This is a genomic window from Microcoleus anatoxicus (assembly GCF_042465725.1).
Lineage (GTDB): Bacteria > Cyanobacteriota > Cyanobacteriia > Cyanobacteriales > Microcoleaceae > Microcoleus > Microcoleus anatoxicus.
Genome location: NZ_CP120853.1, coordinates 5,589,231 through 5,605,305, shown reverse-complemented (window position 1 = coordinate 5,605,305; position 16,075 = coordinate 5,589,231). Strand labels below are relative to the sequence as shown.

14 protein-coding genes and 1 pseudogene are annotated in these 16,075 nt (G+C 43.6%); 9 read left to right on the top strand and 6 right to left on the bottom strand.

The window, feature by feature from the left end; translation table 11 throughout:
• Positions 1–8: 8 nt before the first annotated feature.
• Positions 9–821 (bottom strand): cobyrinic acid a,c-diamide synthase, encoded by an 813-nt coding sequence (locus tag P2A85_RS24385; protein WP_377475942.1) that lies wholly within the window; start codon positions 819–821, stop codon positions 9–11.
• A gap of 84 nt (positions 822–905) precedes the next feature.
• Between P2A85_RS24385 and P2A85_RS24380 the strand changes: the two genes are divergently transcribed.
• Positions 906–1,028: a hypothetical protein gene (locus P2A85_RS24380; RefSeq protein WP_340524128.1), complete on the top strand. Its 123-nt coding sequence runs from the start codon at positions 906–908 to the stop codon at positions 1,026–1,028.
• A 623-nt stretch (positions 1,029–1,651) separates the two neighbouring features.
• Complete coding sequence (locus P2A85_RS24375; RefSeq protein ID WP_377475941.1) at positions 1,652–2,515, top strand: Npun_R2479 family HD domain-containing metalloprotein; 864 nt, start codon at positions 1,652–1,654, stop codon at positions 2,513–2,515.
• Between the two features lie 333 nt (positions 2,516–2,848).
• Here P2A85_RS24375 and P2A85_RS24370 read toward each other — a convergent pair whose 3' ends face one another.
• Both P2A85_RS24370 and P2A85_RS24365 read right to left on the bottom strand, forming a co-directional pair.
• Positions 2,849–3,853, bottom strand: a complete 1,005-nt coding sequence (locus P2A85_RS24370; RefSeq protein WP_377475940.1) for an MvdC/MvdD family ATP grasp protein — start codon at positions 3,851–3,853, stop codon at positions 2,849–2,851.
• A 112-nt stretch (positions 3,854–3,965) separates the two neighbouring features.
• Positions 3,966–4,187 carry a hypothetical protein gene (locus P2A85_RS24365; protein WP_377475938.1) on the bottom strand — a complete coding sequence of 74 codons (222 nt, stop codon included), beginning with the start codon at positions 4,185–4,187 and terminating at the stop codon, positions 3,966–3,968.
• A gap of 199 nt (positions 4,188–4,386) precedes the next feature.
• On the opposite strand from P2A85_RS24365, the gene P2A85_RS24360 reads away from it, so the two are divergent.
• Together P2A85_RS24360 and P2A85_RS24355 are read left to right on the top strand one after the other, a co-directional pair.
• Positions 4,387–4,881: a hypothetical protein gene (locus tag P2A85_RS24360; RefSeq protein WP_377475937.1), complete on the top strand. Its 495-nt coding sequence runs from the start codon at positions 4,387–4,389 to the stop codon at positions 4,879–4,881.
• A gap of 609 nt (positions 4,882–5,490) precedes the next feature.
• Positions 5,491–5,712 (top strand): annotated as a pseudogene (locus P2A85_RS24355) (PD-(D/E)XK nuclease family transposase); the annotation flags it as partial.
• A 154-nt stretch (positions 5,713–5,866) separates the two neighbouring features.
• Here P2A85_RS24355 and cobJ read toward each other — a convergent pair.
• The 3 genes from cobJ to P2A85_RS24340 all read right to left on the bottom strand — a co-directional run bounded on the left by cobJ (position 5,867) and on the right by P2A85_RS24340 (position 9,784).
• Positions 5,867–7,639: a precorrin-3B C(17)-methyltransferase gene (cobJ, locus tag P2A85_RS24350; RefSeq protein WP_377475936.1), complete on the bottom strand. Its 1,773-nt coding sequence runs from the start codon at positions 7,637–7,639 to the stop codon at positions 5,867–5,869.
• Between the two features lie 511 nt (positions 7,640–8,150).
• Entirely contained in the window at positions 8,151–8,777 is a 627-nt protein-coding gene (locus P2A85_RS24345) for a COP23 domain-containing protein (protein WP_377475935.1), read from the bottom strand.
• Between the two features lie 398 nt (positions 8,778–9,175).
• Positions 9,176–9,784 (bottom strand): COP23 domain-containing protein, encoded by a 609-nt coding sequence (locus P2A85_RS24340; protein WP_377475934.1) that lies wholly within the window; start codon positions 9,782–9,784, stop codon positions 9,176–9,178.
• A 400-nt stretch (positions 9,785–10,184) separates the two neighbouring features.
• Here P2A85_RS24340 and P2A85_RS24335 point away from each other — a divergent pair, with 400 nt between their 5' ends.
• The 5 genes from P2A85_RS24335 to P2A85_RS24315 all read left to right on the top strand — a co-directional run bounded on the left by P2A85_RS24335 (position 10,185) and on the right by P2A85_RS24315 (position 15,978).
• Positions 10,185–12,008, top strand: a complete 1,824-nt coding sequence (locus P2A85_RS24335; RefSeq protein ID WP_377475932.1) for an N-acetylmuramoyl-L-alanine amidase — start codon at positions 10,185–10,187, stop codon at positions 12,006–12,008.
• 51 nt (positions 12,009–12,059) lie between these two features.
• Positions 12,060–12,455: an SH3 domain-containing protein gene (locus tag P2A85_RS24330; RefSeq protein ID WP_377475930.1), complete on the top strand. Its 396-nt coding sequence runs from the start codon at positions 12,060–12,062 to the stop codon at positions 12,453–12,455.
• 383 nt (positions 12,456–12,838) lie between these two features.
• Positions 12,839–13,117 (top strand): hypothetical protein, encoded by a 279-nt coding sequence (locus P2A85_RS24325; RefSeq protein ID WP_377475928.1) that lies wholly within the window; start codon positions 12,839–12,841, stop codon positions 13,115–13,117.
• A gap of 75 nt (positions 13,118–13,192) precedes the next feature.
• The gene (locus P2A85_RS24320; protein ID WP_377475926.1) at positions 13,193–15,511 is read left to right on the top strand and encodes an ATP-binding protein; all 2,319 of its coding nucleotides are present in this window, start codon (positions 13,193–13,195) and stop codon (positions 15,509–15,511) included.
• Complete coding sequence (locus P2A85_RS24315; protein WP_377475924.1) at positions 15,508–15,978, top strand: response regulator; 471 nt, start codon at positions 15,508–15,510, stop codon at positions 15,976–15,978. The genes P2A85_RS24320 and P2A85_RS24315 overlap by 4 nt, the downstream gene beginning before the upstream one ends.
• The last annotated feature ends 97 nt before the right edge of the window (positions 15,979–16,075 follow it).

Sequence of the window (16,075 nt, the reverse complement as noted above, 5' to 3'; positions counted from 1 at the left end):
CTTGATTATCAAGAAATAAATTGCAATTCCGTTGGAAATCTTGCTTCTTCCGGCTCTGGATTGTAGATATAATCGTAGTCAAAGTGCAAAGCTTGAGCGTGACGACTGATAGAAAATCCACAGTTAGTTACCATTTCTGTGGTAAAAGTTGCGGTTACTAATTCAATTAGTTTTTTGTAGGAAATATTCGGCTGTTGAACGTAATAGACGCGCCTAGCAAAAAATATTTTTTCATCTTTTGGGACAATGATACCGTTGATTTTGTGTGCGTGTTGAATCGGCTTGATGTAGGTTTCGATAAACTGGTACTGATTTTTTTGTAGTCTCGCCAATCGTTCGTGTTGCAACCAGCTCATTTGAAATACTATTTTCATGAATTCAAAACCCAAAATGTAGTTGAAAACATTATTGCGTTCTTCTGTACTCAAAACGAAACGAAGTGCCGATTCTAAATACTGGTCGTTTTGCCCGCGTACTTGTTGAGCAGAGTGGATGTAAAATTGTTTGATGTAGGTTCTTAAATCTGATTCGTTTAATTCTTTTTTAACTCGGAACCGCATTAGATACTCTTTGACACGGTGTAGAGTATCGACATCTTCAAACATTTTTGAAATTAAGCCATCTGCCGTGTAGTCATCTAAAAATTCTGCTTGCAAGTCGGGAGTAGATGCGCACAAGATATAACAGAGGGACAATAGATAGCGGCGCTTGTTCCAAGGGAGGCTTTGGGCCCAATCTTTAACTTCTACAGGAATTTGCCCTAGGATATCTGTGTGTCGGTGCTGAGAAAGGTCGGCATATTTATTTTGTGCTTGAATCATTGCCTAGAACCTTGATTATGAAGATGATTAAGTGGAGGAGATAATGTATCGAAGAAAAATTTAGCGGACAGGAATTATGGAAAGATGCACTTAATTTGTTATTTTATTTTTTATATTATATATGCTGTTATAGTTGCTAAAAGTGATACAGATCACATTGATTTTGGTTTGCCATCACAAAGATTAGGTGTGGCGATCGCCTCTTGAGAATGGAATTGTCACAAAAAAGACTTATGCTCGTCACCTGAGAATATACGGATTGAGTGGATGATGAAGTAGAGTTATTATTAGTCATAATTACTGAGGTTTGTGATAACTAGACCCTAAGTATTTTTTCTCAAAATCCTTACCAAGATTTAGCTATTTCCCGCTAGACTTGCGGATTCAGTGGGAGAGTAGTTAGATTGAATAGATGTTCGATCGCGAGTCCTAGCTAAGTAGTTGTAACAAGTTATACTGTTAATGTGTTCTGTTGAGTGAAATACCCAGCCCTAGGGCGATCGCAGCGGAAGATGTCAAGCAATTTTGGATGTTAGATGTCAGATGTGGGATTTTCTTTAACGAAATAGCTTGATTGTCAGGGCTTAGTGGTGCTCGAAGGGTCTGACACCTCGATCGCCTATAGATGCCAATTATTTAGGGTGCGCCTGGAGTAGCTAGTTGTTCGATCGCTAATTTCAGCCTTCGTCGTTGATAATCTATTAGTAGATACTTGTAGATAAGAACGGGAATCGAGAGGAAAAAGTAGCTAAAAATTCACCTAAAACAGCAGCCCCTAAAAAACCAGGATAAAAATATTTAAACCGCTAGTGTCGAGCAGGGAAGTGAATATGTTTAATGCCACAGAATTACTGATTAAAGCTTTCGTAAATCGGCTGATTGAAGGATACCGCCACACTTACGGTGGCTTCAAGTCAGACTATGGAGAGATTATTTGCTGGGTAGCGGATATGGCCTTGCAAAATATTGCCAATAGCGATGCTCTTTACCACAATGTAGAACATACTATTTTAGTGACCTTGGTGGGACAGGAAATTATGCGTGGCAAACACATTCGTGAAGGGGGTGTTTCCTGTGAAGATTGGCTGCATTTCCACATAGCTTTGCTATGTCACGATATTGGGTATGTGAAGGGAGTTTGCCGTCTCGATCAAACTGATTTGAGGATGTATGCGACGGGGGTGGGTGATGGGAAAATAAAACTGCCTCCGGGGGCGACGGATGCTAGTTTGACTCCCTATCATGTCGATCGCGGCCAAATGTTTGTTTCTGAGCGTTTTGGCGATCACAAACTGATTGATGCGGAGCGGGTTAAGCGTAATATTGAGCTAACTCGTTTCCCGGTGCCGGCGGATGAAGATTATCAAGATACGGTCAATTATCCAGGTTTAGTTCGCGCGGCTGATTTAATTGGTCAGTGGAGCGATCCGCGATATTTGCAAAAAGTGGCGGCGCTGTTTTACGAATTTGAGGAAACGGGTCAGAATCAGGTTTTGGGGTATAGGAATCCGGGGGATTTACGGGATGGGTATCCTAAGTTTTATTGGAATGTGGTTCATCGGTATGTAAAAGATGCGATCGGCTATTTGGAACTGACGCAACAGGGGAAACAAGTTGTGGCTAATTTAAGCGCAAATGTGTTTCGGGTGGAGCATTCTCAGGTGATATCTGAGGATGTGGCTGTAGCTCGTTGAATCCTTGTCTGCCACCAGGAACGAAGCAATCTCATATCATGTCTGGTCAATTTACATAATTCCTGTAGGGGCGGGTTCACCAACCATAATTGCCTATAATCTACAATATAATAAACCCGCACCGGCCACGATATTATGGTTAATCTGATTCCTTGTAATTGCGAGGAACGTTAGCGAAGCGATCCGAAGGAAAGCAATCCCAATAAAATGTGTAATATCAAATCCGGTAACATCGGAATTATTCATCTCTCTTATCTCCCTCTGTGTTCTCTGCGTTCTAGTAAGGTTAAATCATTCCGATGCAGCCGGAAACGATATAATTTTCGATCGAATTCAGCAATCCTGTTGATATTGCAGCGCTAAATCTTCGATGAGTTCCACCATGGCGCGAACCATAGGCATTTTAGTGAGAATTTCGATCCAATACCACTGTCCGTTGGGATTGAGTTCGATAAAATAGAGCGTGTCATCATCGTCGCGAATGATGTCGAATGCACCAAAATTTAAACCAAACTCGTCAAGCATTTGATGAAGTTTGTTGAGATAGTCGATCGGTAGCTTGTCGGGAACATGAACGAGTTTATCCGGTTCGGTGACGCGCCAATCCAAAGTCACGTCTGCATCCTTGGTATGCTGGGCATCAATGCGACAGACAAAATCATGCTTGCCAATTAATGTAACACGATATTCAGCTTTCTTTTGAATGCGTTTTTGAATAAAAACTGGTGCTAATCGAATGCTTTCTCGAAATTCCTCAAGCGTTTCTACATCAATGGGACGAGTGTAGCACGCATATTGCTTTTCATTATGTAAAAAACCAGAGTAGCGCATGGGTTTGACAATGCACTTTCCCTGTTGTGTCACAAAGTTGCAAGCCGCATCGTAGGAATTGGTGACGAGTGTTGGAGGGATGGTAATTCCCAGCTTGTGAGCAATTGGAATCTGATTGATTCGGTGAGATGGCAATCTAATTTTGTAGTAGTTATTCACCCATCTAGCTTTGGGATAGAGTCCAGAAAGAGAATACATCAAAGATTCTGTTTCTTCTTGACAATACTTGATAGCCCAAGCATCATCAACTTCTGGAAACACTTGATAATCCTGTGGCTTGCGCCACCAAATTACGCCAATTTCTTGAACTTCTCTCAAGGAGTCTTCAAAGGACAAAAAACTTTGACTGGGATTGCCCGAAGCTTGCCACGAGTAAGCATATTTGCTGTTTTTAATAAAACTTTCTGAATTCAAGCGAATTGCTCGAATATTTGATTTTTGTAATTCGTTGATAACGACATCTGCATGAATGTCTGTCTCGGAAGTCACGATTAAAATGTCGGTCATAACTAAAATAATTGAAATAATGTTGATAGTGAAAGACCTGTCATGCAAAAATTCATACAGGTCTTTCAAGAAAAGAAAGGGCGATCGAATTATTTCTTAGTAATTCAAAATTCTAGTCGTCCTCTTGCTGGTCGTCATCCGAAGGTTCAAACTGATATATACTAGAAGCAGTCTTAGTACACCAAGAGTTGCTCATGGAGGTGATGTTGGAAGTCTGTGTGGTCGGATCGTAGCTAAACGTTTCCTCGGCGGTGATGCCGTACTTGGGTAAGATGCTCAGGTGCATCATCAAAGGATTTGCTTTTTTGTCGAGAGCGAGCTGGGTAGTCGTCATAACTTAATTTTTATTGAGTGATGGTTTGACACTCACAACAATACAACTTGCACATTGATTTGTATAGTCGAAAAAAGTCGAAAAAAGTCGGATAATGTAGAAAATTTTAAGACCGATTCAACCGTTTTTGTATTTAAGGCGAAAATAGTCGGATATTGACGGTTATAATTGTATGGTTGCGAGGTTGTGAGGAAACCTGATGAACGTTCAAGAAGCACTGGCTTTTGCAGATGAAGTGGTCTTTGCGAAAACTGGTAAGCATTTAGATGATATGCAGCTTGGGGTGATTGAGGGCGTTCTGAAGCGGCAAAAGTATGGGGATATTGCCCAAGGACTGAACTGTACTGAGGGTTATGCTAAAGATATCGGCTACGAGCTATGGCAGTTGTTCTCTGATGCTTTCGGAGAAGATGTTAATAAATTAAATTTGCGATCGGTATTATTACGGAAAGGGATTGTTAATAGTCACAATTTCACTATCTTTAATAATGGTAATGTCGCTCGTGGTCATGTAATCGGAACGGTGAATATCTGCGCATCACAGGAAGAGTCGCCTGAGTTTTTGCGGGGAAAGCAGCGGGCAAAAATTGAGGCTATCCAACGTTTGCAAGCAGTAGGTTTGAGCGATGAGCAAATCGCGCAATGCTTGGATATGAGGCTAGAAGAGATTCGACAAGTCGATTTGACAGAATAAGAGGGATTTTCGATGGGGAGTAGGGGATGAGGGCGGGTTTGCTTAACCTGTCTGTAAGCTTTAAGGCTAATGGCGAACCCGCCCCTTGTATCTTGAAAGAGGTGCATTTGAATTTACCGTTGGGGGCGGGCGGGTTTATTGAGATTGTTGATTCTTCTTATATATTGGCAGGTTTACCCGCCCCTTGTATCTTGAAAGAGGTACATTTGAATTTACCGTTGGGGGCGGGCGGGTTTATTGAGATTGTTGATTCTTCTTATATATTGGCAGGTTTACCCGCCCCTTGTATCTTGAAAGAGGTACATTTGAATTTACCATTGGGGGCGGGCGGGTTTATTGAGATTGTTGATTCTTCTTATATATTGGCAGGTTTACCCGCCCCTACAGCTAATTGATAATGGTGCAAGATCTCAGTTATAATTGAAATCAGTCAAGACAGCTTAATTTTCAGTCATTACTATAGTCCTGGACGCCAAAAACCCGGTTTCTTCCAAAATCGTCGCTTTCTTGATAAATATTGACGCAGAAACCGGGTTTTTTGTCTCCCCTGTGTAAGTCCTGTAACAGATAGATTGAGTCATTGCAGCGCTAGGAAAAGGGAAAATTACCATGAGATTTATTAACCCCAAAATCTACTTTGCATTTAAAAAGATTTTCGGTTCTAACGAAAGCAAACCAATTTTAATCAGCTTTCTGAATGCCATGATTTATGGTGGAAATTCTACCATCACCGACTTAGAAATTATCGACCTATGTTTAGCATTAAGAGTACAGTATCTCAAAGACTCTTACCTGGATGTCAAAGCCAGACTTGCAGGAGGCGCAACTGTCAAACTACTGGTTTGAGTGTTGAAGATATTCAAAGTCTGCGATCGGAATAAAAGGAGGGGAAAAAGTCCGATCGCCCTGACGGTCGTATTCAGTAAAAAATAGAATACCCGACGCCCTGCCCCCATTCCCCATTCCCCGTTCACTCAATTTCTGATTATTTCTGATATCGTCTGGGGGTGTAAACCCAAACATCTCCATATTTGCGAGGAATAATCCGAGTCTGACTGGAACCAATAATTACCAAAGTTCTCATATCCGCGTCTTCGGGCTGGAATTCACCTAGTGTACAAACGCGCACGGATTGTCCAATTCTGCCGAGGTTTCTACCTAGTATGACGGGGGTTTGAGCCGATCGACTTTGCAACAAAATTTCGATCGCCTTAGACAATTGCCAAATCCGCTGTTTCGAGATGGGATTGTAGAATGCAATCACTAAATCAGCAGCCGCAGCCGCAGCAATTCGCTGTTCAATCACCTCCCAAGGCTTGAGAATATCCGAAAGCGAGATCGCGCAAAAATCGTGTCCCAGAGGTGCTCCGATGGCAGCCGCGGCGGCCTGCATGGCAGAAATGCCGGGTGCGACACGGATATCGATACCATCCCATTCTGGTTTGCTATCGAGGTCGATCGCCTCAAACACCGCCGCCGCCATGGCAAAAATCCCCGGATCTCCCGACGAAACCACGGCGACAGATTTTCCCGATGCTGCTAAATCTAGGGCAAAACGGGCGCGATCGATCTCTTGGCGGTTGTCAGAATCGTGTCGTTGCTGGCCTGGACGCAGGGTTCCTGCCAAATCAAGATAGAACTTGTAACCTACCCAATCCGTAGCTTCCCGCAGAATTTCCTTAACTTCCGGGGACATCCAGGGCGCGCCGCCTGGCCCAGTACCGACGATCGCCAGTTGTCCGCGACTAATGCCGATCGCCTCAGCATCAAGGGGTTGGGCTGCAAGGGCGATGGCGCAACTGAGTTGGTTGAGGCGATCGTACCCGACTAACTGACTGTTAGCACCGGCTGCTGTCAGGGCAATTTGTGCCGCCGTCACATCAAAATTTGCGTTATATTCTATTAATTTAACCGAGTCAAATTCTGTCAGTTCTGATAGATTGAAGAAACGAACTGGGGCTTTAAAATAATCTGAAATCGCTGTCAGCGCCGGACTGCCCATGTCATTTTTGAGGGCAAAAATGCCCGCAATTGCAGCTAGGGATAAACCAGATTTTGCCAAAACTTGCTGGATCAGTAAAATCGCTATTTCTGGCTGAATATTGGATATTTGCGTGAGGGCGACTGTCACTGTTTTGGGATGGTAAACCAAACAATCTGGTGTTGGTTTTATGCCTTTTTCGGTGATGTGAATAGTCAATTTTCCGTCGGGGTCGATCGGCAAATTACTCTCCCAGAGCCAGTTGGCTGCGCCTTCAATGCGTACTTTTGCCCCAGCGAGCAAATTTGAAATAAAAGTTTTGGCATCCTCTGGATTGGCCAAATTATAGCCCTGGGGAGGACTGAGTAGGGCGGTGCGAAACCGGATATCTCCGGTAGTGGTGATGGCTGGCTGCACGCCGAGGGCTTGGGAAATTTCTCTGGCTAAGTCATTCACCCCGTGCAAACCGCCCAACAATGGTACAACGGCGCTGCCATCTTCGGCTACGGCTAAGACAGGGGGTTCGGCGCGTTTGTCTGACAGCAGTGGGGCGAGGGTGCGAATCAGAATTCCGGCGGCGCAGATGCCGATAATTGGGGTTTCGGTTGTAAATAATTCCCGCAAGGTTTCGCCGAAGTTGGTAATGTTGATATCGGCATCGGTTGTGCGATCGGTCAAACCGTAAATCAGTGAACCGGGGAAAAGTGTGGCGATTTTTCGGGCGATCGGCTGGCTGTTTTGACCTAAAATTACAATGGCGGGAGAAACTCGATTCACTGTTGTTTGTATGGCTATGTTTGCATTTGTTTCTTTATTTTAATCGCTTTTTAGTCAAATAATATTTATTTAATCAACCGCGAAGATGCAAAGGGCGTGAAGGAAGATTTAGCATAAAAGCAAATTTTTGCTAGTGTTTTATGACTAATTATACCATTTCTCTAAAATCGTGCAACAATCTTTGACCCCCCCTAACCCCCCCTTATAAAGGGGAGGGACAAGACTACTGTTGCATTCTTTTTTAAAATTGGTATTACTTTGATTAAAATTCAGTATAAATGACAGATTCCCATGTTCTTCCTGGGAATCTGTTAATGACTAAAGTCCTTACTACCAAGAAATTAAATATAGCCTTTCTCAGTTAGGTGAGGTAAGCGTGTAATGGCAACCCCCCCCTAGGGAGGATGGGGGATGGGGGATGGGGGAAAGGCATAGGGCATTACCTATTACCCATTACCCATTACCTATTACCAATTCTCGATAGTACGTCATCTTTCTGAAAAAGGCTATATTAAATCCCCCGATCGCTCTCTGGTTTTTCGGCAGGAACAGATGGTTTGTTTGTAGTTGAATGAAAAGAGCGATCGACCAAATCGCCAAAGGGAATAAACTGCTGGGAAGATAATTGCTCTGGATTTCTGGTTCTCAAAACTGTTACCTGTCCACCGCCATCTTGGGCGAAATTAATTAATCTGCTTAAAACTTCACTGGGATTTTTAGCATTTTTGCTATCCAGGGTGAACAAGATATTTTGAGAATTGCAACGCCCTCTTCCATTCACATAACAAACCACAGGGAGGTTATTAATCGTACCTGTTGTTAACTGTAAGTTAGTCAAGCGCCCGCCGTTGTCCGCAACTGCTTTGGTCAATCTGTTGGAAACAATCTGACAGCGCTGCCAAGGTGTAAATTCTGGTCCGAATTCCCTAGATTTCCACAGAATTATGGGATCTGTCGTCACATTTCCCCGTCGCGCAATTGTCACAAAATTTCTACCGGAAGTAACGCACTGAAATGTTGTTGTGGTGTCATTTAAAGTATTGGTGACAAGCCGAGTTTTTCCTTGACCTGCCAATGCAGCAGTACCGGTCAAAACTAAAGCCGAGGCTAATAAAGGTGCGACAAATGTTAATTTCATGATAACTCCTGGATCTGAGGCAGGTAGATTTATGTAGGAAGTCATATTTGTAGGTACACTGCTGTTGAGTGTTCCTACATATTTTAGATTCTGCTAGTTGATAGTTGCACCCGGATATATTTTAGTTGATTTACGCCCACACCGATCGCCCTTAAATCCTCGACTCCTCACACCCCAAGCACAAATCCCCGACTTCTGGGAAAGGAGAAGTCGGAGATTATAGTCTCGGAGGCTTAAATTCGCTTTCTTAAGCTAATTTTGTGCTTGTTCCTGTGCCTGCATAAGTCCTGTACTTATACCAATTTTAAAAAAGAATGCAACAGTAGTCTTGTCCCTCCCCTTTATAAGGGGGGGTTAGGGGGGGTCAAAGATTGTTGCACGATTTTAGAGAAATGGTATTAAATACCTCGATTGTTTGGTTGGGCTTTCACAGGCGCTGGGGCTGTATTCAAAGCTCGATCGACTAAATCTTGCAAAGAAACGTACTGCTGTTCCGGTTCATCAGTAGGACGAGTTCTGGAAACTACGGCTTCACCAACACCGTTTTCGGCAAAATTGACCAAACGGGTGAGCACGGCACCAGGATTGCTGGCATTTTTGCGGTCAAGAGTAAATAGTGTATTGCTAGAGTTGCAGCGTCCACGTCCGCTCACGAAACAAACAACGGGTAGGCTATTAACAGTACCTGTAGTTAACAGTAAATTACTTAAGCTTCCGCCATTATTAGCAACCGCTTGTGTCAATCTTCTGGAAACCGCTTGACAGCGCTGACTGGGAGTAAACTCACGACCAAATTCTGTGGTGCGCCACAGAATTATCGGGTCGGTGGTACGATTTCCTCGCTTGGCAATTGTTGCTAAGTTTCGACCTGAACCAACACATTGAAATACTGTCGTTTCGTTAGCAACCAAAGTGGCTGGACCAGCTTGCACTGTTGTTGCAGTTACCATAGTGCCCGATACTGCTAGTGCAGATAACAATATTTGTGCAATCAATTGAGATTTCATGAAAACTCCTCTGTTTTGGATGTGGTAGATGATTTTTAACTTCTCATCTAACCGTTACCTATTGATCTGAATATAGTTTTAATATTCACCAATGCCCTCACCATTCCGGGTGATAAATAGCTGTTTTTGATAGAACTTAAAAGTATTTAAATCGTCCCGATTTAGAATAAATAGTACCGAATATACAAAGTTTTAGATGTTTTGTTTTAAACCTTACAAAATAGTTAATATACTGTTAAAAAAATGAATTTCAGGACAAAATATATTTTTTTTGTTTTGGGACAATCAGGAAACTGTGGCTACAAAAAATTTCGTATTGCTGTGCAGACAAGGGATATAAAATGGTAATAAACCTGATAAAATTAGGTCAGCACAGACTCTCTATTAGCTGCGATTGAGAATGATAAAATTTTTAGCCTTAGTTGTGTTCGGGATAATTTTGGCGATCGCCCCCGTAGCTGTTGCCACCCAGCCTTTGTTTGTGGCTTATCCTCCTCCTAATCACCAGACTACAGTCGATCGCATTTTTTTAATTGGCACAGCCCCACCATCGGGACAAGTCTTGGTAAACGGCAACCAGATCCCCCGCACTCAAGTCGGTCATTTTGCCCCGACTTTTCCCCTACAAGTCGGAGAAAATGTCTTTACACTGCGTTACAACAATCAGGAACTCAAAATTAAGGTGACGCGCCAGCCAAGTCAGGCAACAATTCCTTTAGGATTGGCTTTTGCCAAGGATTCTCTGACACCGAAAGTTGATGTGGCAACTTTGCCGGGGGAATATATTTGCTTTGGGGCGATCGCACCTATGAATGCTCAGGTTTCGGTAAAATTGGCTGGGGAAACTATTCCTTTAAAAGCGCGATCGCAAGTTGAATTGCCAGATAATAAATCTGTATTATTAGGCGAAAATTCTCCTATTAAAACTGGTAATCAACAATATCAAGGCTGCGCCAAAACCCCCCCCAACCCCCCCTTGCTAAGGGGGGGCATTGAGTCGGACACCCAAATAAATAACAGCAAAAAAGTAGATTTGGGAGTGCCTGTATTTGAACTAACCATGAATAATCAAACAGTCAGCCAGCAAGGAACGGGCAAAGTTTCTATTCTTTCTCCTGCTGATTTGGAAGTAGCAGAAGTGACAGCAGAACCAGGTGTTGCCCGCACTGGCGCGAGTACCGATTTTTCTCGGATGACGCCTCTACCCAAGGGAACAAGAGCCACAATTATTGGCCGCGAAGGAGAATGGATTCGACTCGATTACGGTGCATGGATCAAAGCATCCGAAGTGAAAATTGTCAAGGATACAGTGCCACCGCGATCGCTAATTCGCAGTGTGCGATCGCGTCAAGTTACCGGCTGGACCGAAGTCTTATTTCCCCTAGAAATACCAGTCCCCATCACCGTACAAGAAGGTGAACGCGCGTTCACTTTAACGCTGTACAATACCACCGCTCAAACAGATATTATTCGCCTCGATGATGACCCAGTAATTTCACGTTTGACATGGCAACAACTATCCCCATTGCAACTACAATATACTTTTAATCTCAAATCAGCGCAACAGTGGGGTTACAAATTGAGATACGATGGCACAACTTTAGTGCTGTCCTTAAAACACCCCCCTGTGAAAGCCAGCCAGATGGCTAATCCACAAGCAAAGCCGCTGTCGGGAATTAAAATACTGTTAGATCCGGGACACGGCGGACCCGAAGATTCAGGGGGTGTCGGGCCCACAGGCTACCGAGAAAAAACTGTGGCTTTAATTGTGTCAAAATTGGTACGTCAGGAATTGGTAAATCGGGGTGCAAATGTGGTAATGACGCGGGTGGAAGATGTGGATCTGGATTTACCACCGAGGGTGGAAATGATTCAAAAAGAAGCACCTGCGATCGCAATTTCTCTTCACTACAATGCTTTACCAGATAACGGGGACGCGATTAACACTAAAGGTGTCGGCGCTTTTTGGTTTCATCCGCAAGCGCACAGTTTGGCAATGTTTTTGCAAAAGTATTTAGTTGCTAAATTGAATCGTCCTTCCTATGGTGTATTCTGGAACAACCTAGCCATGACTCGTCCAGCCGTTGCTCCATCTGTTTTAATGGAATTAGGATTTATGATTAATCCTGATGAGTTTGAATGGATTGTCAATGCGAAAGAACAGCAGAAGTTAGCAGAGGCGATCGCCCAAGGTATTACCGAGTGGTTTGCCTCAGTTAAATAAAAATTAGTAGTAAAGACCAAGAGTCTTTATTAACCCACGGAGATTAAATAGATGCTGAGTTTGACTCAATCAAAAGCCTTTTTCATTGCAGCCGCCGTCGCCACTTTTGGCTTTTCCCTGGTCAGTTTTCCCGTTTTTGGTAAAGAGCAAACTCTGTCACCAGACAAAGTAGAAGCTTTAAAAGAGCAAACTAAATGCTCCTTTATTAATGTTAAAACTGGGACTGTTAACATTCGGAAAGGCCCTGGTAATAATTACCCGATTGTTGTTAAACTCAAAAGAGGAGACGGAGTTAGGGCTGTTAGCAGAAAGGGACAATGGGTGAAAATTGCGGCGAGAACTCATGGGACTGCTCCCAATGAGACTTTTGAAATTTTGGACGGTTGGGTGAACAATCAATATCTCAACGGCTGTTCGGAAGATCAATTTGATATGTGGCGGAAATAACTAATTTTCTATTGGTAGGTGCGAACAACCTGTAGGAGTGGCTTTTACCAAAAAGATATCACAAATACAAACAATCTCGAAAAATCCGCCCACACAAATCGACTACATCAACCAGGATGTTTATCAAATCCCTAAAATATTGGTGGGGATTTACCGTTGGGTGGGGGCGGGTTTAATAGATGGTCAATTATTCAGGATTATGGTGAAACCCGCCCCTACGAACTGTTTTAATTGTTCCTTTCGTTCTACAAATTAATCCTCTCTTCATCGTCCTGTATTAAACTCTCTCTTCTCTTCCTTCGCGTACTTCGCGCCTTCGCGGTTAAATCATTCCGATACAACCGGAATTGATATTACTAGACAAAATCAAGAGTTATTTAAATTTGTCGTGGATATACGCACCAGTATCAACTGATGAGAAATTGACTGAGGCTGTATGTTTAGCTGCTAGCCCGCAGGAAATGGTGGTGCCGCCCAAAGAAGAATTGCTGGCCTTGTATCAAGCAGCTAAAGGATGTTATGTTGAAGATGTGGAGCTGGAAATTAACCGGCTGCAACAATTACAGCCAGAGTACAGTTCCTTTGTTGCTAGGGTGCTGGAACTTTCCGAAGATTTTGAGTATGAAAAAATTGTCCAATTGATAGATCGATATTTATCCTAAAATATAGTATAATACAACGGATTAACTAATTTCAAATTAAGCAACAAACTGTAGCAGAAGTTTGCCAATTACGATATGACCGATCACACGCTCGATCTGACAAATTGCGATCGCGAGCCGATTCATATTCCGGGAACGATTCAGTCGCACGGGGTTTTGCTAGTTTTGCAAGTACCCACCCTCGAAATCATTCAAACCAGCAGCAACACTCAAGAATTGATTGGTTTCCCACCCACAGAACTGTTGGGAAAGCCGCTTTCAGACTTATTCGATGCCGAGCAAATTCAGCAGATAAAACAATGTCTGAATGCGGATTTTGATAGTATTAATCCTCTCAGTTTATCAATCGAGCATTTGAATGATGATCTTTATTTTGATGGGATTGTACATCGTTCAGGTCGAAGCATTGTTTTGGAAATAGAACCAAAGAAAGTTCAAGAAAAAACTAATTTTTTTGATTTTTATCACCAGGTAAAAAGAACCATTAATCGCATTCAAAAAGCACCGACTCTCTTAGAAATTTGCCAAGTGGTTGTGAAAGAAGTCCGGCGAATTACTGGCTTCGATCGCGTGATGATCTACAGGTTCGATCGAGAAGGGGCAGGTATCGTCATTGCTGAAGATACCGACCAAGAAACGCCCTATCTCAACCTACACTATCCGTCCTCAGATATTCCTCAGCAAGCCAGACAGCTATACACCCTCAACTGGGTGCGCCTGATTTGCGATGCCCGCTATCAGCCCGTTCCCTTAATTCCAGAACTCGATCCGGTCACGAATCAACCGCTAGATCTGAGTTTATCAGTGTTGCGGAGCGTTTCTCCCCTGCATCTAGAATACCTGCAAAATATGGGCGTAACTGCCTCTATGTCGATTTCTCTGATGCAAGATCGAAAGCTATGGGGGTTGATTGCTTGTCATCATTTGTCTCCCAAATATGTTCCCTATAACACCCGCACCGTTTGCGAATTTATCGGACAGGTGATGTCTGTAGAATTGGCAAATAAAGAATCCAGGGAAGACAGCGATTACAAAATTCAATTAAAGTCACTGCAAACTCAGTTTATAGCAGCATTATCTCAAGCTGAGTATTTCGTCGATGGCTTGGTGCAACTGAAAGCTCAGTTGCTGGATTTAGTCAATGCCACCGGAGCGGTAATATGCAGTGGCAATCAGTGCATTGGAGTCGGAGAAGTGCCCTCGGAACCAGAAGTATACGCCTTACTCGATTGGCTTAAACCTCACTTTGATAACAGCTTATTTGAAACGCGATCGCTCTCTAAAGATTACCAGGCGGGCGAGTCATTTAAGGCGATCGGCAGTGGAGTATTAGCCCTGGAAATTTCCAAAGCTCACCACAATTACATTCTCTGGTTTCGCCCCGAAGTATTGCAAACCGTGAATTGGGGCGGCAATCCCAACAAGCCTGTAGAAGTTTTAGAAGACGGTAGCTGGCGAATGTCACCCCGCAAATCCTTTGAGTTGTGGCAGGAAACAGTACAAGGCTGTTCCTTACCCTGGAAACCCTGCGAAATCGAAGTGGTTGCCGAACTGCGCAGCCTGATTGTGGGCATTGTGCTCCACCAAGCAGATGAAATGGCATCCATGAATTTTGAATTGCAGCGCAGCAATGAAGAACTCGATTCCTTTGCCTACATTGCCTCCCACGATTTGAAAGAACCGCTGCGAGGCATTCACAACTATGCCAATTTCTTGATGGAGGACTATGAAGATGTACTCGATGAGGATGGGGTGGCGAAATTAAAAACTATGCTGCGGCTGACGCAGCGCATGGAAGATTTGATTAATTCACTCCTCCACTTTTCCCGCGTGGGACGTGCTGAGTTGATACGGCAAACCCTAAATCTAGATGAATTAGTACAAGATGTCATCGCCACCCTGACGATTTCTCGACCCCAGAGTGAGGTTGAGTTTCGCGTTCCTCGCCCCCTGCCCAGCATTGAGTGCGATCGCACTCAAATTAACGAACTGTTCACCAACCTGATTGGTAACGCGATTAAATACAGCAATAAAGCCCAAAAATGGCTTGAAGTTGGCTTTATCGAACATAATGGCGACGAAACCAACACTTTTTCCCTCAGCACTCAGCAGGCTGCTACCCAGAAGCAAGCTACACGAGCTACAGCACTGGGCATTCCCTACACCTTCTACGTTCGCGATAACGGCATTGGCATCCGGCTACAGCATTTTGAAAAAATCTTTGAGATATTCCGTAGGTTGCACGGGCGAGATGACTTTGGTGGTGGTACGGGGGCTGGGTTAACCATTGCCCGCAAAATTGTGGAACGACACGGCGGCCGACTTTGGGTCGAATCAAGCGTCAATGAAGGCAGTACGTTTTATTTCACCCTATCGCCCCAGACAACCCTATGAATAACAGTTTCAGCCCTAGAATCAGGCAAAACCGATCGCTGCTAGTGGTGGAAGACAGCAACGAAGACTTTGAGGCACTACAGCGCTTTTTGCGCCGATCGCCCATTCCCGTTACCATTGAGCGATGTGTTAATGGCGAGCAAGCCTTGGCTTTTCTGTACCGGACTGGGAGTTATGTCGATCGCAAAATTTTCCCCCGTCCTGGCTTGATTTTGCTTGACCTGAATCTCCCCGGAATTGACGGGCCAGAAGTGTTACGTCAGATCAAAAAAGATGTCAAGCTTAAAACCATTCCCGTGGTAATTTTCACCACTTCCAACAATCCTAAAGATATTGAAGACTGCTATATATCTGGTGCCAACAGCTACATTATCAAGCCGATCGATTTTGCTCAATTGAAACGAGATGTCCAAATACTCGTAGACTATTGGTTTGATGTCGCGACGCTGCACGATTTAGAGGATTAATCGACAGCTTGCCCCAGGGCTAATGTCTTGGCTATCGCCCAACTCATTGCCTCGATTTTTGTCTAAAAAAACTAATTAAGTTGAGTTTCATCTGTCA